The sequence below is a fragment of the Streptomyces sp. NBC_00388 genome (assembly GCF_036061255.1).
In the GTDB taxonomy this organism is placed as follows: Bacteria; Actinomycetota; Actinomycetes; order Streptomycetales; family Streptomycetaceae; genus Streptomyces.
On sequence record NZ_CP107948.1, the window covers coordinates 1701455 to 1720881 of the forward strand.

A 19427-nucleotide genomic window follows, 5' to 3' on the forward strand; every position below is an offset into this window, starting at 1 on the left:
TGAGTGCCGTCCCCCTCCCGCGTATGCGGCTTCGGCCCGTCCTCCACTCCGGGCCGGCGGCCCGGTCAGCCGGAGAGCACGTCGAGGAGCCGGTCGACGTCGGCGGCCGAGTTGTAGAGGTGGAACGCGGCGCGCAGATGGCCCGCCCGGTCGGAGAGCTCGACGCCGGCCCGGCCCAGTTCGTCCCTGCGGTGGCCGAGCCCCTGGGCCGCGACGATCGCCGAACCCGGCGCTGCGACGGCGCGCTGTCCGATCCGGTCGAGACCGTCCCGGAACCGATCGGCGAGTGCCACATTGTGCTGCCTGATCGCCGCGGGTCCGACCTCCTCGATCAGGGCGAGGGAGTGCCGGGCGCCGGCGTACGAGAACAGGCTGGGGCTCTCGTCGAACCGCCGCGCGGAGCGGGCGAGTTCGCTCACCGGGCCGTAGCAGCTGTCCGCGGGCTCCTCCCCCGCGACCCAGCCGGCGAAGGCAGGCGTCAGCCCGCCCAGGTCTTCGGGCACCACCAGGAACCCGACCCCGCGCGGGCAGGCCAGCCATTTGAAGGCGACGGCGACGGTGTAGTCGTTCCCGGCCGCGTCGAGCGGGAGCCACCCCGCCGCCTGGGTCGCGTCCACCAGGGTGCGGGCGCCGTACGCCCGGGCCGCGTCCCGGATCGCCGGGAGGCCGGCGATCCGGCCGTCGGCCGACTGCACCGCGCTCACCGCGACGAGAGCCGTGCCCGGGCGCACCGCCTCCGCCAGTGAGTCCAGCGGCGCGAAACGCACCTTGAGGCCGCCCCGTACGACGAAGGGGTTCACCAGCGAGCTGAAGTCACCCTCGGCGAACAGGACTTCCGCCCCGTCGGGGAGCGAAGCGGCGATCAGCCCGCTGTAGACGGCGACGGACGCCCCGGCCGCGACCCGGGCGGCCGGGACTCCGGCGAGCCGCGCGAAGGAGGCGCGGGCCGCCTCCACATCGGCGAACATGTCGGTCGGCCTGCCCGCGGCCGCCCTCGTCACGGCGGTGTGCATCGCGGCGACCGTACGGACCGGGAGCAGCCCGCTGCTCGCGGTGTTCAGATAGGTCATCTCGGGCGCGAACTCGGCGCCTGCCAAGGTCTCCATGGCTCCCACTCTGCGGCCCCGGCTGCGCACCGTCCATGGTGCGATGGCGCCGGGTACCGCCAAGTGGTCCTTATGGAGCGGCGCTGACCTGCGTGTTCACCCGCCGCCGCGGGGCGGCTCACCGACCGGCGTACGCCACCACATCGATTTCGACCAGGATGTCCATCAGCTCCGAGCCCACCGTGGTGCGCACCGGGTACGGCGCGGTGAAGAACTCACCGTACGCAGCGTCGAAGGCGGCGAAGTCCTGGTGGAGCGCCGCCAGATGCACGGTCACCTTGACGACGTGGTCGAGGCCCAGCCCCCGCTCGGCGAGCACCGAACGGACGTTGCGCAGGACCTGGGCCGTCTGCTCGCCCACTGTGCCGGGCACCTTCCCGGTCGCCGGGTCCTGCGGGCCGAAGCCCGCCGTGAACAGGAAGTCCCCGGCGACCACTCCCTGGCTGTAGGCCCCGGCGGGGCGGGGCGCGCGGACGGTGTGCACCGCCCGGGTGCCGGTCGGCTCCGCCGGCTGTTCCGGTACGCGGCTCATCCGGTCAGGTCCCCTTCCCGCTCGTTGACCGCGGCGAAGTGCCGCAGCTTCTCCTCGTCCACGGTCACTCCGAGGCCGGGCCCTGTGGGCACCCGCAGCCGGCCGGCTTCGAGGTGCAGCGGCTCGATGATGTCGTCGGCGTGCAGGTAGTACATGCTGTCGATCGCCCGGGAGAGGACGGGTGTGCTGGACACGACCGCCAGATGGGCCGCGGTCGCGATGCCCAGCTCGCCGCCGCTGTGCAGGTTCATGCCGAGCCCGAAGGTCTCGCAGTGGGCGGCGAGGGCCTTGGTCGCGGCGATGCCTCCCCACTTGTAGACATCGCCGTGGATCACGTCGACGGCGTTGAGCCGTACCGCGGGGGCGAACTCCTCGAAGCGGACGACGCACATGTTCGTGCACAGGGGGATGCGGACCCTGGCGTGCACCTGGCTCATGCCCTCGATACCGACACAGGGGTCCTCCAGGTACTCCAGGTCGAGCTCCTCCAGGGCGATCCCGGCGCGCACCGAGTCGGGGACCGACCAGGCGGCGTTCGGGTCGACCCGCAGGTTCACCCGGGGCAGCGCCTCGCGGACGGCCCGCAGGATGGCGACGTCACCGGAGACGTCCCGGGTGCCCTTGAGCTTGACCGCGTCGAAGCCTCCTTCGGCCACCACCCGCGCGGTGTGCTCGGCGAGGGCCTGCGGCAGTCCGTCGGCGCCCACCCCCGGCGCGTCGGCGCGGGTCACCAGCGCGGTGATGGGGACCTCGTCGCGTACGGGCCCGCCCAGCAGGTCGGTGACCGACTGCCCGGTGGCCTTGCCCATCGCGTCCCAGCAGGCCACGTCCAGGGCGGCGATGGCCGCGTAACCCAGGTAGCCGTGGAAGAAGGGCACCATGTGCTGTTTGCGGTGGAAACTCTCCAGGGCGAACGGGCTGGTGCCGATCAGGTCGGCGGCGAGCGCCTCGACGATCGCCGCGACCGGCCGGCCCCACATGGTCTCGCCCCAGCCGTCCACACCCGAGTCGGTACGGATCCGCACCACGGTGCGGGTCTCCCCCGTCTTGGTCTCGAACGAGCTGGTGAACGGATTGACCAGCGGAAGGTTCACAACCCATACGTCGACATCGGTGATCTTCATGTCTCTCTGTCTCTCCTCGGATCTGCGTCGGTGAAGCGGTGCGGCAGTGCGGCGCCCTGCGGCTCAGCGGGTCGCGGCGTCGAACGCGCGGATCGCGCGGGCCAGTCCGGTGGCGCGGTCGTCGAGCAGCCGGGCGCCGCGCTCCGCGTCGGCGCCGGAAGCGTCGTCGGTCGCCCCGCCCACCCGCTCCCACTCGCCGTGGCGCTCCACGGTCAGCCCCGGGTACGGCGGGTTGTCGAAGAGCGGCGGGGGCTCGACGGGGGCGCGCGCCGCTACCGGCGTACGGACCAGGTCCGGGTGAGCCGCCAGCATCAGTGAGGTCTCGAACCATCCGGCGTGGCCGGGGGTGACCTCGGGCCTGCCCCCGTCGTCAGCACCGGATGTGACGGTCCAGTACGAGCAGGCGGCGACGGTCACGTCGGCGCGCAGGGCGAACCGCTTCACGGCGAGGCGCATGATCTCGTCGTTGCCCCCGTGCCCGTTCACCACCATGATCCGGCGGTATCCGCTGGTCACGAGCGAGTCCAGGATGTCGTCGAGTACCGCGCCCAGGGTGGCGGCGGAGAGCGAGACGGCGGCGGCGAACAGATGGTGCGGGCTGTGCCCGAAGGGCAGCGTGGGGAGCCGGACCACCGCGGGCGCGTCCGCTTCCCGGGCCAGCAGGGCGCCCGCCCGGTCCGCGACCGCCTCGGCGAGCAGGGTGTCGGTGCCCATCGGCAGATGCCCTGCGTGCTGTTCCTGGGACCCGATGGGCAGCAGGGCGATGCCGTGCTCGCCCGCCGCGCGGACCTCGCCCCAGGTCAGTTCGGTCAGCCGGGTCTGCCGGGCTGGTTGCAGTTGGCTCACAGTGCTACCTCCTCGAAACTCCGCCGTGGCAGAGTCGGTGCATGGTGCAGAGACGTTCTCCGTTGCGGTTGGTGCCCGAGCCCGCTCCGGTCCCCCTCCAGTCCGGCGCCCGGCGGACGCTCGGTGCGGTGGAGCTGGTGCCCGGCCGGATCACGGCGGCCGTCCTGACGATGTCGGGCGCCGTGCTGGAGCGGGCCGAGGCCACGTACGACGCGGGCGCGGCGACACCGCGGGACGTCGACGCCGCGCTTGCCGCAGCCGCCCGGATCTTCGCCGGTCATGACCCGGAGGGCGTCGGGGTGGCCGCGGCCGGCCTGGTCGACCCGGCCGCGGGTCTGATCACCGAGGTCAACGACGTTCCCGCGCTGCGCGGCTACCCGGTGGCCGCACGGCTGGGCGCGCTGACCGGGCTGCGGGTGCGGGTCGAGCACCGGGCCAGGCTCCAGGTGCTGGGCGACCGCTGGTTCGGACCGGGGCGCGGGCGGCGTACCTTCGCCTCGGTCTCGACCGGCGAGGTGCTGGGCGTGGGCATCCTGTACGACGGGGAGGTGCTGGCCCCGCCCGGGGGCCGCAGCGGCGCCCACATGACAGTGTCGGCAAGCGGCGACCCGTGCACCTGCGGCCGCCGCGGCTGCTGGAAGACCGTGGCCACCACCCGCTGGCTCCGGGAACGCGCGCGGGCGTCCGGGCTCGGCGACCGGCTGTCGCTGGCCGCGCTGGTGGAGGACGCGGACGAGCCGGCCCGCCGCGTGGTCGAGGAGTACGCACGGAACCTGGCCCTGGGGCTGATGAACGTGCAGCAGCTCTTCGCCCCCGGGCTCTTCGTGCTGCACGGCGAGGCGCAGGAGGGCGGCGAGCGGTTCCGCACGCTGATCGAGGAGCGGCTGCGCGCCGACAGCGCCGACGGGGCGTCCGCCGCCGCCGAGCAGCCGAGGGTGCTGGTCAGCGCGGCTGCCGTGGACGATGTGGCGCTGCTGGGCGGGGCCGGTCTCGTCCTGTCGCATCTGTAGGGCCCGTATCCGCGCTGACCCCGGACCGGACGGCCGGACGGCGCGTATGCGGCGGGGTCCTGTCATCGCGGGCCCGCCCCGGCCGCGCCGCCCGCCGGTCCTGCCGTGCGGCGTGCGGTGCGCGGATCCGGGTCGGGAACCGCGTCGAGGAGCCGGCGGGTGTACGCGTGCCGGGGGCGCGCGAAGACATCGGCCGCGTCGCCGACCTCCACCAGCGCGCCCCCGCGCATCACGGCGACCCGGTCGGCCACCTGGCGTACCACGGCCAGGTTGTGCGAGACGAAGACGTACGTCAGGCCGAGGCGCTGCTGGAGCTCCGCGAGCAGATCGAGGATCCTGGCCTGCACGGACACGTCGAGGGCGCTCGTGGGTTCGTCGAGCACCACGAGCCGGGGCTCGATGGCGAGCGCGCGGGCGATCGAGACGCGCTGGCGCTGGCCGCCGGAGAACTCGTGCGGATAGCGGTCCTGGATCCCCGCGTCCAGGCCGACCGCCTCCAGGAGTTCGCCGACACGCTCCCTGGTGCGGGCCCTGCCGCGCCGGCCGCGCGCCGCCGGGTCGTGGGTGACCAGGGGTTCCGCGACGATGTCGGTGATCCGCATCCGGGGGTTCATGGAGGAGTACGGGTCCTGCAGGACGACCTGCATCTCCCTGCGCACCGCGCGCAGCCGGGCCGGTGCGAGGGCGCCGATGTCCTGTCCCGCGAAGCGCACCCGGCCCGCGGTGGGCTCGATGAGCCGCAGCAGCAGCCTGGTCAGCGTGGTCTTGCCGCACCCCGATTCGCCGACCAGGGCCAGGGTCTCGCCCTCGTACACGGTCAGCGACACGTCGTCCACGGCGACGCTCACCGGCCTGCTGCCGAACTCCTTGCGCAGGTTCTCCAGTTCGAGCAGCGGGCGGCCTCGTCCGGCGTGCGGGCCGGGGGCGGTGGCGGGGTCGGTACGGGGCCGCGCGGGGCCGGTTCCGGATGTCATGCCGACTCCAGTCGGGGGGTCGCGTCCAGGAGCCGGCGGGTGTAGTCGTCCGCCGGGTGTGTGAAGACGTCCAGGACGTCGCCGGTCTCCACGACCGTGCCGCGGTTCATGACGGCTACCCGGTCGGCGGTCTCGGCCACGACGCCGAGGTCATGGGTGATGAGGACGACGGCCATGCCGTGCCGCTGCCGCAGCTCGACCAGGAGGTCGAGGATCTGCCGCTGCACGGTGACGTCGAGGGCGGTGGTCGGCTCGTCGGCGATGAGCACGCGCGGCCTGGCCACCAGCGCGGTCGCGATCATCACGCGCTGGCGCAGGCCGCCGGAGAGCTCGTGCGGGTACTGCCGGTAGCGGCGTTCCGGGTCGGGGATGCCGACCTCGTCCAGGGCAGCGACGGCGGCTTCCCTCGCCTCGGCGCGGGACAGCCCCCGGTGGTGCCGGAGCACTTCGGCCACCTGCCCGCCCACTCGCTGGAGCGGGTCGAGGCTGGTCATCGGGTCCTGGAAGACCATGGCGATGTCATGGCCCCTGATCCGGCCGAGCTCCTTCTCGGAGAGCGCGAGCAGGTCGCGGCCGTCGAAGAGGATTTCGCCGCCGCTGTAGACGCAGGGGGGCGCCGGGTTGAGACGCAGCACCGAGAGGGCGGTGGCTGTCTTGCCGCTGCCTGACTCGCCGACGACAGCGAGCGTCTCGCCGGCGGCGACGTCCAGGGAGACACCCCGTACGGCGTGCACGGTGGAGGTTTCGAGCCGGAAGTCGACGCTGAGTTCGCTGATGCGGAGCAGCGGCTCCGCGGGGGCGGGGGTGGGTTTCATCGGCGGTACGCCTTCGGGTCCGCGACGTCGCGCAGGGCGTCGCCGGTGATGTTGACAGCGAGCGAGGTGATCATCAGGGCGGCTCCGGGGAAGACGGCGAGCCACCAGGAGGTGCCCAGGTAGAGCTGTCCGTCGGAGAGCATCGAGCCCCAGGTGACGGTCTCCTTGGGGACACCGAGGCCGAGGTAGCTCAGGGACGCCTCGGCGACGATGGCCGCGGCGATGTGCAGGGTGCCGATGGTGGCGAGGGGCGCCATCACATTGGGCAGCAGGTGACGGCGCATGATGGTGCCGTCCGTGACACCGATCGCCCGTGCCTCGGTGATGAAGTCGCGGGAGCGCAGTGACATGACCTCGGAGCGGACGACGCGGGCGTAGGAGACCCAGCCGGTGAAGCCGAGCACGAGGATCACGTACCAGAGGCCGGAGCCGAGGAAGCCGACGATGGCGAGGGCCAGCAGGATCGCCGGGAAGGCGAGCTGGACGTCGGCCAGCCGCATCAGGACCCGGTCGGTCCAGCCGCCGAAGTACCCGGAGGCAAGGCCGACGGCCGTGCCGATGACGCCGGCGAGGAGTGCGGCGCCCGCGCCGACCAGGAGGGAGACCCGGGTGCCGTAGATGACCCGGGACAGCATGTCCCGGCCGAGCTGGTCGGTGCCGAGGAGGTGGGCACTGCTGCCGCCGTGCTGCCAGACGGGCGGACGGAGCCGCAGCAGCAGGTCCTGGGTGTTCGGGTCGCAGGGGGCGATGAGCGGGGCGAGGACAGCGGCGATCAGCATCACCGCGAGTACGGCCAGGGCGGCGACGGCGAGCCGGTTGCGCAGCAGGGCCCGCAGTGCGGCGGAGCCGGGGCCGCGGGCCGGGGCCGCGGCCTGTGCGGACGGGGCCTGCGGTGGGACGGGCGTCCGGTCCGTCTTCGCCGGAGTCATGGGGCGCAGCGGGCTCACTTGGTTGACCTCACCCTCGGGTCGAGGAAGCTGTAGGAGAGGTCCACCAGCAGGTTCACCACCACGAAGGTCGCGGCGAAGAAGAGCACGGTTGCCTGGACCAGGGGGAAGTCGCGTTTGGAGATGGCCTCGATGGTCAGCTGTCCGACCCCGGGCCAGGAGAAGACCTGTTCGGTGAGGATCGCGCCGCCGAGCAGGCTGCCCACTTCGAGGCCGACCACGGTGATCACGGGCAGCGAGGCGTTGCGCAGCCCGTGCCGGAGCACCACCTTGACCGGGCCGAACCCTTTGGCTCTGGCGGTGCGGATGTGGTCGGAGGAGAGCACGTCGATCAGTGAGGACCGCAGCAGCCGGGCGACGACCGCGACGGAGTAGACGGCGAGGGTGACCGCGGGCAGGACCAGGTTGGCGAAGGTGCCGTATCCGGACGCGGGAAGGGCGTGCAGACCCACGGCGAAGACGAGGATCAGCAGGATGCCGACCCAGAAGGGCGGCGTGGACTGCCCGAGGAGTACGCCGGTCATCACTCCGCGGTCGGAGGCCCGGCCGCGGCGCATGGCGGCGAAGATCCCTGCCGGTACCGCGATGACGAGGGTCACCACCAGTGCCGCGCCGGCGAGCTGGAGGGTGGCGGGCAGCCGGTCGGCCAGCACGGTCCGCACCGGTTCGTTGTAGAAGAGGGAGTTCCCGAAGTCGAGGCGGGGCAGCCCCCACAGGAAGTCCAGGTACTGGGTGAGCAGCGGGCGGTCCAGGCCGAGGCTCGCGCGCAGCACCGTCTCCTGGCGGGCGGTCGCGTCCGGCGGGAGCAGCTGCTTGACGGGGTCCCCGGAGAGGCGGACGAGGAAGAACGAGACGGTCGCGGTGCACAGCAGGACGAGCAGCGCGGTGCCGAGCCGCACCAGGACCCCGCGCAGCAGCCGGGTCCGGTCGCGGGTGGTGCGGGCCGGGGCGCCGGGCGCTGTTACCGGTTCCCGCAGGGACAGGTCGCTCATACCGTGACCTCCGCGTTCTGCATGGCCAGCGAGCCCGCGGCGCCCGGTTTCCACCGGGGGCGTGAGTTGCGGGCGAGGATGTTGTCGAGCTGGTAGAGGAAGACGAAGGGGGCCTGCTCACGCATCAGCCGTTGCAGGTCGGAGAAGGCGCGGGCGCGTTCGCCGGGGTCGACCGAGAGCTCCTCGGCGTCGATGAGCCGGTCCGCCTCCCTGGAGTGCCAGCGGCTCTGCCTGCGGTCGCTGCGTACGACGGACTGGAGCATGCTCTCGCCGTCGAGGGTCCAGACGGTGCTCGCGGCGAGGTACATCGGGCCGAGCGCGCCGTGGTTGTCGGAGGTGAGGCGGGACGCGTACGTACCGGGGTCGAGGAGGGCGACACGGGCGTGCACCCCGGCGCGGGCGAGGAGTCCCGAGAGCGCCTCGGCGACGTTGGAGTCGGCGTTGGACGCGGTGAGCGTGGTGGAGAAGCCGTGCGGGTACCCGGCTTCGGCGAGCAGGGCGCGGGCCTTCGCCACGGAGCGGGTGAAGGGCTTGACGGACGGGTCGAAGCCGTAGGCGCCGCGCGGGATCATGGCGGGTACCTCGCGGGCCTTGCCGCCCAGCACCTCCTTGATCAGCAGCGGGACGTCGATCGCGTGGTTGAGGGCCTGCCGTACCCGGTGGTCGCCCAGCGGGCCGCCGTCCAGGGTGTTGAGCGAGAGGTACGAGGTGCGGATGCCCGGGTAGCTGTCCAGCGTGACTCCGGCGTATCCCTCCAGCTGCTGGGCGGCGTCGGGGGTCAGTCCCGCGACGAGGTCGACGCCGCCGCTCTGGAGTGCCGCGAGCGACGACGAGGGATTGGGCGCAGGGCTGAAGACGAGTTCGGCGACGCGGGGCCTGCCCGCCCAGTGCTTCGCGTCGGCCCGCATCCGCAGCTGGTGGTCGCGCTGCCAGCTGACGAAGGTGAACGGCCCTGTGCCGACCGGATGGGCGGCGAATCCCCCGTCCCCGACCCGGGCGATGTAGCGGGGCGGGACGACCACACCCCCGAACAGCGAGAGCTTGTCGGGGAGGATCGGGTCGTGCAGCGTGGTGTGCACGTCCACGGTGAGCCGGTCGACGACGCTCACGCTCTTCACGTAACGCAGCTCGACGATGGGTGACTTGGTCGCCGGGTCGAGCAGGCGCTCGATGCTGAACCTCACCGCGGCGGCGTCGCACGGCTCGCCGTTGTGGAACACCACCCCCGGGCGCAGCCGGAACCGCCAGGTGCGCTCGGACCGTGCCGTCCAGGAGAGCGCGAGGCGCGGGTGCAGCTTGTTGTCGCGGCCCCGGGTGGTGAGCGTGTCGAACATGTTGATGAGGGCGTTCATCGAGACCATGTCGCCCTGCTTCTGCGGGTCCATGGTCGCGGCGTCGCCGGGCTGCGAGACCCGCAGCACATTGCCGGCGCTGCTCGCGGGGTCGGTACCGCACCCCGTCAGGAGAGCCGGGGCGGCGACGGCCGGGACGAGCAGACCGCCGAGCCGCACCACGTCGCGGCGGGACAGGTGGTTGCGGTCCACGGCCCACCCCTGACGTATTCGTTCCATTGAGCAACACTTCCGTTCCGGAAGATGGAATTCGTTGCGGTTAAGCTAGGCGTCATGGCGAACATGGTCAACACCCGATCGAGCGAGCAGGAGCCCGGGAAGGGCCCCGTCGACAAAGCCATGGAGGTCCTGGAGGCACTGGTACAGGCGGGCGGCCCGCACCGGCTGGGCGAGATCGCACGGCGCACCGGGCTCACCAAACCGACGGTCCACCGCCATCTGCGGACGATGGCCGAGTACGGCTTCGCACAGCCGGCGGAGGGCGGCAGCTACCGGGCGGGGCCGCGGCTGCTGGGCCTGGCCGCGGCCGCACTGGACGCCGGCGAGGACCTCCGGCTGGCCCGTCCGGCACTGGCCGACCTGCGCGCACGCACCGGCCGGCTCGCCTACTACGCCGTACGCCACCGGAGCACCGCCGTCCTCCTGGAACAGTCGGAGCCGGTACGCGGCTACCGGATGAGCACCCGGCCGGGCGGCGAGACCCCGCTGCACTGCACGGCGGCCGGCCTGGCGATGCTCTCCGCGCTGCCGGACGAGGAGGTGGCAGCGGTGCTCGAAGAGGCCCCGCCGGTCGCGTACACCTCCCGCACCCTCACCGAACCCGGCTCGCTCCGGGCCGAGTTGCGCCGTACGGCGGCGCGCGGTTACGCGGTCGACGACGAGTACCACGAGCAGGACGTCCGGGCGGTGGCGGCACCGGTGACGCACGGCGACGGACGGGTGATCGGCGCGATCGGCATCTCGGGGCTGACGTTCACCCTGGACCCGGAGAGCGCCGAGGTGTTCGGGCCGATGGTGCGGGCGGCGGCACGCGCGGTGTCGGCCGGTCTCGGCAGCAGCGGTCCCGCACTGGGCATCGCCGGGGGCACGCAGGCGCGGGACGGCGGCCGGGGATGAGCGAGAACGGCGCGGGACGGGAAGCACATCCGAGGGCGGGCGCGGTCCCGCAGGACACGGGGGCGGCAGGCATGGACCAGGCGGACGCGGGGACGGACACAGGGGCGGTCGGCATGGACACCGGGGACGCGGGCGGGACGTACGGCGCACGGCCGGCCGAGGTGCTCGCCGCGGGGCGTGAGCGCCGGGTGTACTCGGCGGCAGCCTGGTCGGTCGGCACGGCCGACGGCCCGCTGGACCGGGGCTGGACCGGCACCAGGAGCTGGAGCGGACCGGCCCTCGACGGCAGTGAGCTGTGGGACCTGGCATCGGTGACGAAACCGGTCGCGGGCCTCGCGGTGATGGCCCTGGTCGACGCGGGCGCACTCGCGCTCACCGATACCGTAGGCACGCACCTTCCGGAGTACCGGGGCGGCGACAAGGCAGACCTGACGCTTCATCACCTGCTCACGCACACCTCGGGGATGCCCGGCGGGGTGCCCCTCTACCGGGATCACCCCACGCGCGCGGCGCTGCTGGACGCCGTACGGAGACTGCCCACGGCCGCGCCGCCCGGCACCCTGGTCCAGTACTCCTCGCAGGGCTTCATCCTGCTCGGGCTGATCGCGGAGGCGGCCGCAGGGCGGCCACTTGACCGACTGGTGGCGGAACTGGTGTGCGCGCCACTGGAGTTGACCGACACCGGCTTCACGCCGGATGCGGCGGGCCGGGCGCGTGCGGTGGCCACGGAGGACTGCCCGTGGCGCGGCCGGGTGGTCACCGGCGAGGTGCACGACGAGAACGCCGTGGTTCTCGGCGGGGTCGCGGGCCACGCGGGCCTGTTCGCCTCACTCGCAGACATGGAGCGGCTCGGCAGGTCGCTCGCGGGCGGCGGGCGCGAGCTGCTGCGCCCCGGGACGTACGCCCGGATGACAGCGGGTCACACGGACACCCTGGCGCTGCGCAGGGGGCTCGCCTGGCAGGGCCAGGATCCGGTCGGCTCCCCCGTAGGCGACTCCTTCGGGCCCGCTTCGTACGGGCACACCGGGTTCACCGGTACGAGCCTCTGGGTCGACCCGGCGGCCGGGCGGTACGCGGTGCTGCTCACCAACCGGGTGCACCCCAGCAGGACCGGGGACGGCATCACAGCGGTGCGCCGCGCCTTCCACGACGCGGCGCACACCATCGGCCGGGGGTGACCCCGGGCGGCCGGGCCCTGCGGTCAGGCCCGGTCGCCCGGCGCCGGGACCGCGCACCCGTCGGGGCCGCAGACCTCACCGCCGCCGCCGGCCGGCACCAGCCGCGGCTTGGCGTCCCAGGCCTGGCCGAGCGCCTGGGTGAAGACCTCGGCGGGCTGGGCGCCGGACACACCGAACGCCCGGTCCAGGACGAAGAAGGGCACGCCGTTCGCGCCGAGTTCGGCGGCCTCGCGTTCATCGGCCCGTACCTCGTCGGCGTAGGCGGTGGGGTCGGCGAGCACCGCGCGGGCCGCGCCGGCGTCGAGCCCCGCCTCCGCCGCCAGCTCCACCAGGTAGGTGTCGCCGCCGTCGAACACGGACCGCTCCCCGGCGAAGTTGGCCCGGTAGAACAGCCCGATCAGCTCGTCCTGGCGGCCCTGCTCCCTGGCGAGGTGCAGCAGCCGGTGCATGTCGAAGGTGTTGCCGTGGTCGCGGCCCTCCGTGCGGTACCCGAGCCCCTCGGCGGCGGCGTTGGCCGCGATGTTGTTCTCGGCCTCCTGTGCCTGCTCCGTGCTCATCCCGTACTTCTTGCCGAGCATCTCGATGACGGGTGCGGCATCGCCCTTCGCGCGCCCCGGGTCGAGCTCGAAGGACCGGTGCACCACCTCGACCTGGTCGCGGTGCGGGAAGCCGGCCAGGGCCTTCTCGAACCGGGCCTTGCCCACATAGCACCAGGGGCAGGCGATGTCGCTCCAGATCTCGACGCGCATGTTCTTCATCTCTCCAGGGTCGTACGGTGCAGGAAGCCCCTGCGCACCCTGGAGAACATGCGTACGGACCAGCCCATTCCCGGCGGGGCGGCCCCCGGCGGGGTGAGCACCCAGCCGGACACTCCGGGCGCGCCGGACACTCGGGACGCGCCGGACCGCCCCGAGTCCTTCAGCTGCGGCCCTCCAGCCATCCCGCGGTCAGCTCTCCCACCCGGGCGGGCGTGCCCGGCGGGAGGCGAGGGGCCGACCGCTGAGAGCCGGTACCGGGGTCCGGCGGTTCCGCCGCACGCGAGGAGCGTCCGCGTCACGGCCGCGCGTCGCCGCCCGTGCCGCCGGGCCGCGGGGCCGGCGGGGGCTCCGGCGGGACGCCCGGCGGGGCGAGCAGGAGGGGGAGGTAGACGTCGTCGACGATCTCGGTGATGACGTGCTCCGGGACCGGGGCGCCGAAGAGCAGGTAGTGGTTGCGGAGCAGGTCGACCGCGACGGTCGCCCGCCGGGAGGCAGGGACCCACGACGCGATCTCGCCACGTGCGACAGCGCGCCGCAGCAGGCCCTCGATCGGCCCCGGGCCCGCGGTGTGGACCCGTTCGCGGACCAGGCGGGCGAACTCGGGATCGTGCATGGCCTCGGTGAGGAGGCCGCGGAGGATGTCGCCGTGCGAGGTGGCCAGCCGGGCGGAGAGCTGCCGCAGCGCGCCCAGGACGTCGGTGCGCAGGGCCCCGGTGTCGGGCAGATCGGCCTCGGCGAGCCGGTGGGCGGCGCAGGCGTCGATGACGAGTTCGGCGCGGCCGGGCCACCGCCGGTACAGGGCGGCCTTGCCGGTGCGGGCCCGCGCCGCCACCCGCTCCATCGTCAGTCCGGCGTAACCGGCCTCGGCGAGTTCGTCCAGGACCGCCGCGAGGATCGCGTTCTCCAGCTCCTCGCCGCGGCGGCGGGGGTTTCTGCGATGGTCGCCGGCCGGCCGGTCCGGCGCGTCCCCGTTCATCGGAGGCATGACTCCCAGCCATTTGTCAGGCACCCGTTGTGAACCTGGAGTGGGTCAGCCTAGCCTCCCATTAGAGAACTGACCGTTCTTTAAGCGTCGAGCACATCGAGGGAACGATGACCGAGACCGTTACGACGCCCCCATCAGGCGCACCCGCTTTCCCCAGCGACCGCACCTGCCCCTACGCCCTGCCCGACCAGTACAACGACCTTCGCGACCAGGAGGGGTCGCTGCAGCGGATCACGCTCTACGACGGCCGCCAGGCCTGGCTGGTGACCGGATACGACACGGCACGGAAGCTGCTGGCCGACCCCCGGCTCTCGTCCGATCGCACCCATGCCGACTTCCCGGCGACCTCCGAGCGGGTGACGAGTTTCCGGGACCGCCGGCCGGCCTTCATCGGCCTGGACCCGCCCGAGCACGGGCCGAAGCGCCGCATGACCATCAGCGAGTTCACGGTCCGGCGCATCAAGGGCATGCGGGCCGACATCGAAGAGATCGTGCACGGCTTCCTGGACGAGATGATCGCCTCCGGACCGGGCGCCGACCTCGTCAGCCAGTTCGCGCTGCCCGTGCCCTCCATGGTGATCTGCCGGCTGCTCGGCGTGCCCTATGCCGAGCACGACTTCTTCCAGGACGCGAGCAAGCGGCTGATCCAGTCCCCGGACGCCGCGGGCACCCGCGCGGCCCGGGACGAGCTGGAGGGCTATCTGGGCGGCCTGGTGGACTCCTTGCGCGGAAATCCGGGTCCTGGGCTGCTCAGCACGCTGGTCACGGAGCAGCTGGAGAAGGGCACGATCGACCGCGAGGAACTGGTGTCGACCGCCATCCTGCTGCTGGTCGCCGGCCACGAGACGACGGCCTCGATGACGTCGCTCAGCGTCATCACCCTGCTCGAACACCCCGAGCAGTACGCCGCGTTGCGCGCCGACCCGTCGCTGGTACCGGGCGCGGTCGAGGAGCTGCTGCGCTATCTGGCGATCGCGGACATCGCCGGGGGACGCATCGCGACGGCGGACATCGAGATCGCCGGGGAGATCATCCGTGCGGGCGAGGGCGTCATCGTCACCAACTCCATCGCCAACCGCGACAGTTCGGTCTTCGCCGACCCCGACACCTTCGACGTGCGGCGCGAGGCCCGCCACCACCTGGCCTTCGGCTACGGCGTGCACCAGTGTCTCGGCCAGAACCTGGCACGCCTGGAACTGGAGATCATTCTCACGGCGCTGATATCACGGCTGCCGGGCCTGCGGCTCGCGGTGCCGGTGGAGCAGCTGACACTGCGCCCGGGAACGACGATCCAGGGCGTCAACGAACTCCCGGTCACCTGGTGACCGCGGCGGAAGGAGCAGCCATGCGTGTGACGGCCGACCGGGAGGTCTGCGTCGGGGCGGGCCTGTGCGCCCTGACGGCGCCCGAGGTCTTCGACCAGGACGACGACGGTGTGGTGACGGTCCTGGCCGCCGCACCCGGCGCCGAGGCCCACGCAGCGGCGCGTGAGGCGGGCATGCTCTGCCCGTCGGGCGCGGTGCGCGTCACCGAGTAGGTCCCGCGGGACGGCGAGGGGCGCGGTCCGGCCGTACACCGCGGACGCACCGGCGGGTGCCCGCGGATGCCGCGGAGCGCCGCGCTCCCGGGCAACAGTGCGGCCCGGCTTCCGCTCCCCGCCGTCCGGGGCGCGCCGGGCCGCGGGACCACGGCCGCGGTGCCGCACCGCGGGGACGCGCCCCCGCCGTCAGCCGCGGGCCGGGGCGGCCGGGATCTCCAGCCGCAGGGTCAGGTGCGCGCCGCCGGGCTCACCGGTCGCCGGCTCTTCCGGCAGCCACCCGTGCCGGGCGTAGAACCGCTGGGCCCGCAGATTGTGTTCGTAGACGTCGAGCCGCGCCTCGGGCACGCCGTCCCGCTGCCAGGCAGCCACGACCGCACGGTGCAGGGCGCCCCCGATCCCCCGGCTCCAGCAGGCCGGATCGACGTGGAACTGCATGAGCGTCATGGCTCCGTGCGAGACCCGGAAGGACGCGACACCGGAGACGGTGCCGGCGGTCTCGGCGCAGAGCACCCCGCCGTCCTGCCGTCCGATCGCACGGGCCCAGCCGTCCAGGACCTGTGCGTGCACTTCCGGGCTCGCGTACTCCTCGACCGGTATCCGGCCTTCGTAGTACGTGGCGCGGGCCGCAACGTGGAACGCGGCGATGGTACCGATGTCCGCCGGGCGGGCCGGGCGGATCAGAACGGCGGGTGTCATGCCGGAAGGGACGCCGGCTGATCACCGTCCGGTTGCAGGGCGGCCGGTCACCGCGTGGTGGTGAGGCGGCTGAAGGAGGCCCGGTAGGCGCTGGGGGTGAGGCCGACCCGCCGGGAGAGGTGCCCGCGGCCCGCCCGGATGAGCCCGCGCCGCGCGAGGCGTGAGCCCCGGCGGCCCGCGCCGAGCGCATGGGCAGGGACCGCACGGCAGACCTCGGCCCGCCGGTCCGCCGGTCGGCGGGAACGGGCGGTGCGGGATGGCCCGGTCCCGCACCGTCAGCTGCCGTCGCGCATCCCCGCGGGGGCGTGGTCCCGGTAGCGCACGGAGTCGAACGTCACCGCGCAGCCGTCGGTCGCCGGGCACTGGGCGAGGAAGCCGATCCGGGCCCGGGCAGCCGCCGCGGCGTCGCCGAGCGCGAAGACCCGTACGAAGGTCCATCGCTCGCCGTCGGCCGAGGCGTGGAAGGCGAAGGCCTTCCCGGTCCTGCTGATCCGCAGCCAGACGCTGCCGCCCTCCACCACCGAGGAGTTGACGTCGTCCGAGTACCCCCGGGTCACCACCGAGCAGACCGTGGGAGTGTCAGGGGAGAGCTCGAAGCAGAGCTTGGCCCACTCGCGCTCGCCCGTCTCCAGGTACAGCGCGCCCGCGTCCCCCGCTCCGGCGAAGCCGACCGCCACCCTGGCGATCAGCTGGAAGTCCCCGGGCGGTGGTGTGCCGACGAGCCGGGGCGCGTCCGACGCCGGCTCGGGCGAGTCGCCCGCCGGGGGCACGAACAGGTCCTGGTGCGCTCCGGCGCGTACCGAGAGCACTCCCTCCCGGTACGCCCAGGGCGCCTGCGGACCGTACGGGAGCAGCGGGAAGGGCAGCTCCGGCAGCCGGGTCACCCGGGCAGCCCGTCGATACGGCGCGGCAGGCCCAGCGGGTTGGCGTCGCGCAGCTCGGGCGGGAGCAGCGCCTCGGGTGTGGTCTGGTACGCGACCGGGCGCAGCCAGCGCTCGATGGCGGTACCGCCGACCGAGGTGGAGGTGGAGGTGGTCGCCGGGTAGGGGCCGCCGTGGTGCTGGGCGGGGGCGACCGCCACGCCGGTGGGCCAGCCGTTGACCAGGACCCGTCCGGCGAGCGGGGTGAGCCGGTCGAGCAGGGCGGCTGCGTCGCCGTCGCCCGCGGCCTCGGCTGCGGACACCTGGAGGGTCGCCGTCAGGTTGCCGGGCAGCCGGGAGAGCACCACGGCGATCTCGTCGGTGGAGTCGTACCGCGCGACGACCGTGACCGGGCCGAAGCACTCCTCCAGGAGCAGATCGTGCTCACCGTCGGCGGCGAGCAGCGCGGCGGGCAGGGAAAGGAAGCCCGCGCTGACGGTGTGCTCGCCGCCCGCGCCGGGTGTGACCGGCACGTCGACCCCGGTCAGGGCGGCCCGCTCGCGGACGCCCGCCAGGAAGTTGTCCCGCATCCGGTGGTCCAGCAGGACACCGGCCTCGCTGTCGCTGACCGCGGCGGTCAGCTCCTTGACCACGGCGTCGCCGCCAGGCCCGGCGGGCACGAGCACGAAGCCGGGCTTCACGCAGAACTGTCCGGTGCCGAGTGTGACGGACGCGGCGAGACCCGCGCCGATCTCCTCGGCCCGCTCGGCGGCCGCTGCCTCCGTCACCACGACCGGGTTGAGCGAGCCCAGCTCACCGTGGAAGGGGATCGGGACCGGCCTGGCGGCCGCCGCGTCGAAGAGGGCACGGCCCCCGCGCACCGACCCGGTGAAACCGGCGGCGGCGATCAGCGGGTGCTTGACGAGCGCCACTCCCGCGTCGAAGCCGTGCACCACGGAGACGACCGCGGGGTCCACTCCGACCTGTTCGGCGGCCCGGTGCAGCACGGAGGCGCAGAGTTCGGACGTGGCGGGGTGGTCGGGGTGCGCCTTGACCACGACGGGGCAGCCGGCCGCGAGCGCGCTCGCGGTGTCGCCGCCCGGCACCGAGAAGGCCAGCGGGAAGTTGCTCGCCGCGTACACCGCGACCACACCCAGCGGCAGCTTGTAGCGGCGCAGGTCGGGCCGGGGCGGTGTCGCGGCGGGGTCCGGGTGGTCGATACGGATGTCGAGGAAGGAACCTTCGTCGATCACGTCGGCGAACGCCCGGAACTGCGCGGTGGTGCGGGCGAGTTCACCGGTGAGGCGGCCGGGACCGAGGGCCGACTCCGCGTCGGCGGCCTCGATGACATGAGGCCCGGCCTCGTCCAGCAGGTCGGCCGCGGCGCGCAGCAGCGCGGCCCGTACCCTACGGTCGGTGAGCGACGCACGTGCGGCGTGGGCGGCGCGGACCACTTGGTCCACTTCACCCGTCGTGGCCTCCAGCGCAACCTGCTCGCGCTGCTTCCCGGTTCGGGGGTCGACACTCCAGACTGGTGTTGCTGCCACCGTGACGTCCTTCCAGATCCACTGCCGCAAACCACTGCCGCACAACGAGTTGTTCGGTAAAGTTGTTCGGTATTCTGAACACAGTTCCTGATGATGAATTTCTGCTGGAACTCTAATAACGCGCGTTGAGCATTGACAAGAGGGGCAAGGTCGAATGTCGACTGCCGAGACAGCAGGTGGGGCGCAGGTCAAGTCCGCGGTGCGGACGGTCGAGTTGCTGGAGTACTTCGCCGGACGCCCCGGCATGCACTCGCTCGCGGCCGTCCAGGAGGCCGTGGGCTACCCCAAGTCCAGCCTCTACATGCTGCTGCGCACGCTGGTGGAGCTGGGCTGGGTGGAGACCGACGCGACCGGCACGCGGTACGGCATCGGGGTACGCGCCCTGCTCGTCGGCACCTCCTACATCGACGGCGACGAGGTCGTCGCGGCGGCCCGCGCCACCCTGGACCGGCTCTCCGACGACACGACGGAGACCATCCACCTCGCCCGCCTCGACGGGACCAACGTGGTCTATCTGGCCACCCGGCAGTCGCAGCACTATCTGCGCCCGTTCACCCGGGTCGGCCGCAGGCTGCCCGCGCACTCGACCTCGCTGGGCAAGGCGCTGCTCGCCACCCACAGCGACGAGCAGGTCCGCAAGATGCTGCCGGAGACCATGGCGCAGCTGACCGAGCACACCATCACCGACCGCGAGAAGCTCATCGAGGAGCTGCACCAGGTCCGTGAGCAGGGGTACGCCGTGGACCGCGAGGAGAACACGCTGGGACTGCGCTGCTTCGGTGTCGCGATCCCCTACCGGACCCCGGCCCGCGACGCGATCAGCTGCTCGGTGCCGGTGGCCCGGCTCACCCCGGCCCATGAACAGATGGTCAAGGACGCGCTCTTCGACGCCCGCGACCGGCTGACCCTGGCGACCCGCCGGCTCTGAGGGACGCCGCTCCCCGCGGCCGGACACGGCGGCTCCCGGCGGGATCCGGTCGCGGCCGGATGAGGGGCGCCTCCGCCGCACGGCGGAGGCGGATCGTCTGCGGGAACGACGTACGCGGCGC

At 73.2% G+C, this 19427-nt stretch carries 20 protein-coding genes; 6 read left to right on the plus strand and 14 right to left on the minus strand.

The window, feature by feature from the left end:
• Positions 1-65 precede the first annotated feature (65 nt).
• From OG917_RS07825 to OG917_RS07840, 4 genes are all read right to left on the minus strand, one after another.
• Positions 66-1106 (minus strand): aminotransferase class V-fold PLP-dependent enzyme, encoded by a 1041-nt coding sequence (locus OG917_RS07825; protein WP_328316819.1) that lies wholly within the window; start codon positions 1104-1106, stop codon positions 66-68.
• Positions 1107-1224: 118 nt separating this feature from the next.
• Complete coding sequence (locus OG917_RS07830; RefSeq protein WP_328316820.1) at positions 1225-1638, minus strand: RidA family protein; 414 nt, start codon at positions 1636-1638, stop codon at positions 1225-1227.
• Entirely contained in the window at positions 1635-2762 is a 1128-nt protein-coding gene (locus OG917_RS07835) for a mandelate racemase/muconate lactonizing enzyme family protein (protein WP_328316821.1), read from the minus strand. The genes OG917_RS07830 and OG917_RS07835 overlap by 4 nt, the downstream gene beginning before the upstream one ends.
• Positions 2763-2825: 63 nt before the next feature.
• A complete protein-coding gene (locus tag OG917_RS07840) occupies positions 2826-3608 on the minus strand; it encodes a creatininase family protein (protein WP_328316822.1) in 783 nt (260 codons plus the stop codon).
• Positions 3609-3670: 62 nt separating this feature from the next.
• Here OG917_RS07840 and OG917_RS07845 point away from each other — a divergent pair, with 62 nt between their 5' ends.
• A complete protein-coding gene (locus OG917_RS07845; protein WP_328321716.1) occupies positions 3671-4618 on the plus strand; it encodes an ROK family protein in 948 nt (315 codons plus the stop codon).
• Positions 4619-4680: 62 nt separating this feature from the next.
• On the opposite strand, the gene OG917_RS07850 is transcribed toward OG917_RS07845, so the two are convergent.
• Genes OG917_RS07850 through OG917_RS07870 form a run of 5 tightly spaced genes read right to left on the minus strand, consistent with a single transcriptional unit; the run spans position 4681 to position 9917 of the window.
• A complete protein-coding gene (locus OG917_RS07850) occupies positions 4681-5592 on the minus strand; it encodes an ATP-binding cassette domain-containing protein (protein WP_328316823.1) in 912 nt (303 codons plus the stop codon).
• Complete coding sequence (locus OG917_RS07855) at positions 5589-6407, minus strand: ABC transporter ATP-binding protein (protein WP_328316824.1); 819 nt, start codon at positions 6405-6407, stop codon at positions 5589-5591. Before OG917_RS07855 ends, OG917_RS07850 begins: the two co-directional genes overlap by 4 nt.
• A complete protein-coding gene (locus tag OG917_RS07860; protein ID WP_328316825.1) occupies positions 6404-7336 on the minus strand; it encodes an ABC transporter permease in 933 nt (310 codons plus the stop codon). The genes OG917_RS07855 and OG917_RS07860 overlap by 4 nt, the downstream gene beginning before the upstream one ends.
• A gap of 14 nt (positions 7337-7350) precedes the next feature.
• Entirely contained in the window at positions 7351-8346 is a 996-nt protein-coding gene (locus tag OG917_RS07865) for an ABC transporter permease (RefSeq protein WP_328316826.1), read from the minus strand.
• The gene (locus OG917_RS07870; protein ID WP_328316827.1) at positions 8343-9917 is read right to left on the minus strand and encodes an ABC transporter substrate-binding protein; all 1575 of its coding nucleotides are present in this window, start codon (positions 9915-9917) and stop codon (positions 8343-8345) included. Before OG917_RS07870 ends, OG917_RS07865 begins: the two co-directional genes overlap by 4 nt.
• A gap of 54 nt (positions 9918-9971) precedes the next feature.
• Here OG917_RS07870 and OG917_RS07875 point away from each other — a divergent pair, with 54 nt between their 5' ends.
• Complete coding sequence (locus OG917_RS07875) at positions 9972-10814, plus strand: IclR family transcriptional regulator (protein WP_328316828.1); 843 nt, start codon at positions 9972-9974, stop codon at positions 10812-10814.
• 113 nt (positions 10815-10927) lie between these two features.
• Positions 10928-11992 carry a serine hydrolase domain-containing protein gene (locus OG917_RS07880; RefSeq protein WP_328321718.1) on the plus strand — a complete coding sequence of 355 codons (1065 nt, stop codon included), beginning with the start codon at positions 10928-10930 and terminating at the stop codon, positions 11990-11992.
• A gap of 23 nt (positions 11993-12015) precedes the next feature.
• Here OG917_RS07880 and OG917_RS07885 read toward each other — a convergent pair whose 3' ends face one another.
• Positions 12016-12741, minus strand: a complete 726-nt coding sequence (locus OG917_RS07885; protein WP_328321720.1) for a DsbA family oxidoreductase — start codon at positions 12739-12741, stop codon at positions 12016-12018.
• Positions 12742-13045: 304 nt separating this feature from the next.
• Positions 13046-13735 (minus strand): TetR/AcrR family transcriptional regulator, encoded by a 690-nt coding sequence (locus OG917_RS07890; protein WP_328316829.1) that lies wholly within the window; start codon positions 13733-13735, stop codon positions 13046-13048.
• Positions 13736-13842: 107 nt separating this feature from the next.
• On the opposite strand from OG917_RS07890, the gene OG917_RS07895 reads away from it, so the two are divergent.
• Both OG917_RS07895 and OG917_RS07900 read left to right on the plus strand, forming a co-directional pair.
• Positions 13843-15060 carry a cytochrome P450 gene (locus tag OG917_RS07895; protein WP_328316830.1) on the plus strand — a complete coding sequence of 406 codons (1218 nt, stop codon included), beginning with the start codon at positions 13843-13845 and terminating at the stop codon, positions 15058-15060.
• A 20-nt stretch (positions 15061-15080) separates the two neighbouring features.
• Positions 15081-15272 carry a ferredoxin gene (locus OG917_RS07900; protein WP_328316831.1) on the plus strand — a complete coding sequence of 64 codons (192 nt, stop codon included), beginning with the start codon at positions 15081-15083 and terminating at the stop codon, positions 15270-15272.
• A gap of 189 nt (positions 15273-15461) precedes the next feature.
• On the opposite strand, the gene OG917_RS07905 is transcribed toward OG917_RS07900, so the two are convergent.
• The 3 genes from OG917_RS07905 to OG917_RS07915 all read right to left on the minus strand — a co-directional run bounded on the left by OG917_RS07905 (position 15462) and on the right by OG917_RS07915 (position 18378).
• Positions 15462-15971 (minus strand): GNAT family N-acetyltransferase, encoded by a 510-nt coding sequence (locus OG917_RS07905; protein ID WP_328316832.1) that lies wholly within the window; start codon positions 15969-15971, stop codon positions 15462-15464.
• A 275-nt stretch (positions 15972-16246) separates the two neighbouring features.
• Positions 16247-16855, minus strand: a complete 609-nt coding sequence (locus OG917_RS07910; protein ID WP_328316833.1) for a DUF1349 domain-containing protein — start codon at positions 16853-16855, stop codon at positions 16247-16249.
• Positions 16852-18378: an aldehyde dehydrogenase (NADP(+)) gene (locus OG917_RS07915; protein WP_328316834.1), complete on the minus strand. Its 1527-nt coding sequence runs from the start codon at positions 18376-18378 to the stop codon at positions 16852-16854. Before OG917_RS07915 ends, OG917_RS07910 begins: the two co-directional genes overlap by 4 nt.
• A gap of 154 nt (positions 18379-18532) precedes the next feature.
• On the opposite strand from OG917_RS07915, the gene OG917_RS07920 reads away from it, so the two are divergent.
• Complete coding sequence (locus OG917_RS07920; protein WP_328316835.1) at positions 18533-19306, plus strand: IclR family transcriptional regulator; 774 nt, start codon at positions 18533-18535, stop codon at positions 19304-19306.
• The last annotated feature ends 121 nt before the right edge of the window (positions 19307-19427 follow it).

Coding starts and splice junctions, on each gene's coding strand:
- OG917_RS07905 (WP_328316832.1), bottom strand. CDS start 15,971: ATGACACCCGCCGTTCTGATCCGCCCGGCCCGCCCGGCGGACATCGGT.
- OG917_RS07880 (WP_328321718.1), top strand. CDS start 10,928: ATGGACACCGGGGACGCGGGCGGGACGTACGGCGCACGGCCGGCCGAG.
- OG917_RS07830 (WP_328316820.1), bottom strand. CDS start 1,638: ATGAGCCGCGTACCGGAACAGCCGGCGGAGCCGACCGGCACCCGGGCG.
- OG917_RS07850 (WP_328316823.1), bottom strand. CDS start 5,592: ATGACATCCGGAACCGGCCCCGCGCGGCCCCGTACCGACCCCGCCACC.
- OG917_RS07860 (WP_328316825.1), bottom strand. CDS start 7,336: ATGACTCCGGCGAAGACGGACCGGACGCCCGTCCCACCGCAGGCCCCG.
- OG917_RS07825 (WP_328316819.1), bottom strand. CDS start 1,106: ATGGAGACCTTGGCAGGCGCCGAGTTCGCGCCCGAGATGACCTATCTG.
- OG917_RS07875 (WP_328316828.1), top strand. CDS start 9,972: ATGGCGAACATGGTCAACACCCGATCGAGCGAGCAGGAGCCCGGGAAG.
- OG917_RS07920 (WP_328316835.1), top strand. CDS start 18,533: ATGTCGACTGCCGAGACAGCAGGTGGGGCGCAGGTCAAGTCCGCGGTG.
- OG917_RS07855 (WP_328316824.1), bottom strand. CDS start 6,407: ATGAAACCCACCCCCGCCCCCGCGGAGCCGCTGCTCCGCATCAGCGAA.
- OG917_RS07870 (WP_328316827.1), bottom strand. CDS start 9,917: ATGGAACGAATACGTCAGGGGTGGGCCGTGGACCGCAACCACCTGTCC.
- OG917_RS07835 (WP_328316821.1), bottom strand. CDS start 2,762: ATGAAGATCACCGATGTCGACGTATGGGTTGTGAACCTTCCGCTGGTC.
- OG917_RS07890 (WP_328316829.1), bottom strand. CDS start 13,735: ATGCCTCCGATGAACGGGGACGCGCCGGACCGGCCGGCCGGCGACCAT.
- OG917_RS07900 (WP_328316831.1), top strand. CDS start 15,081: ATGCGTGTGACGGCCGACCGGGAGGTCTGCGTCGGGGCGGGCCTGTGC.
- OG917_RS07885 (WP_328321720.1), bottom strand. CDS start 12,741: ATGCGCGTCGAGATCTGGAGCGACATCGCCTGCCCCTGGTGCTATGTG.
- OG917_RS07865 (WP_328316826.1), bottom strand. CDS start 8,346: ATGAGCGACCTGTCCCTGCGGGAACCGGTAACAGCGCCCGGCGCCCCG.
- OG917_RS07895 (WP_328316830.1), top strand. CDS start 13,843: ATGACCGAGACCGTTACGACGCCCCCATCAGGCGCACCCGCTTTCCCC.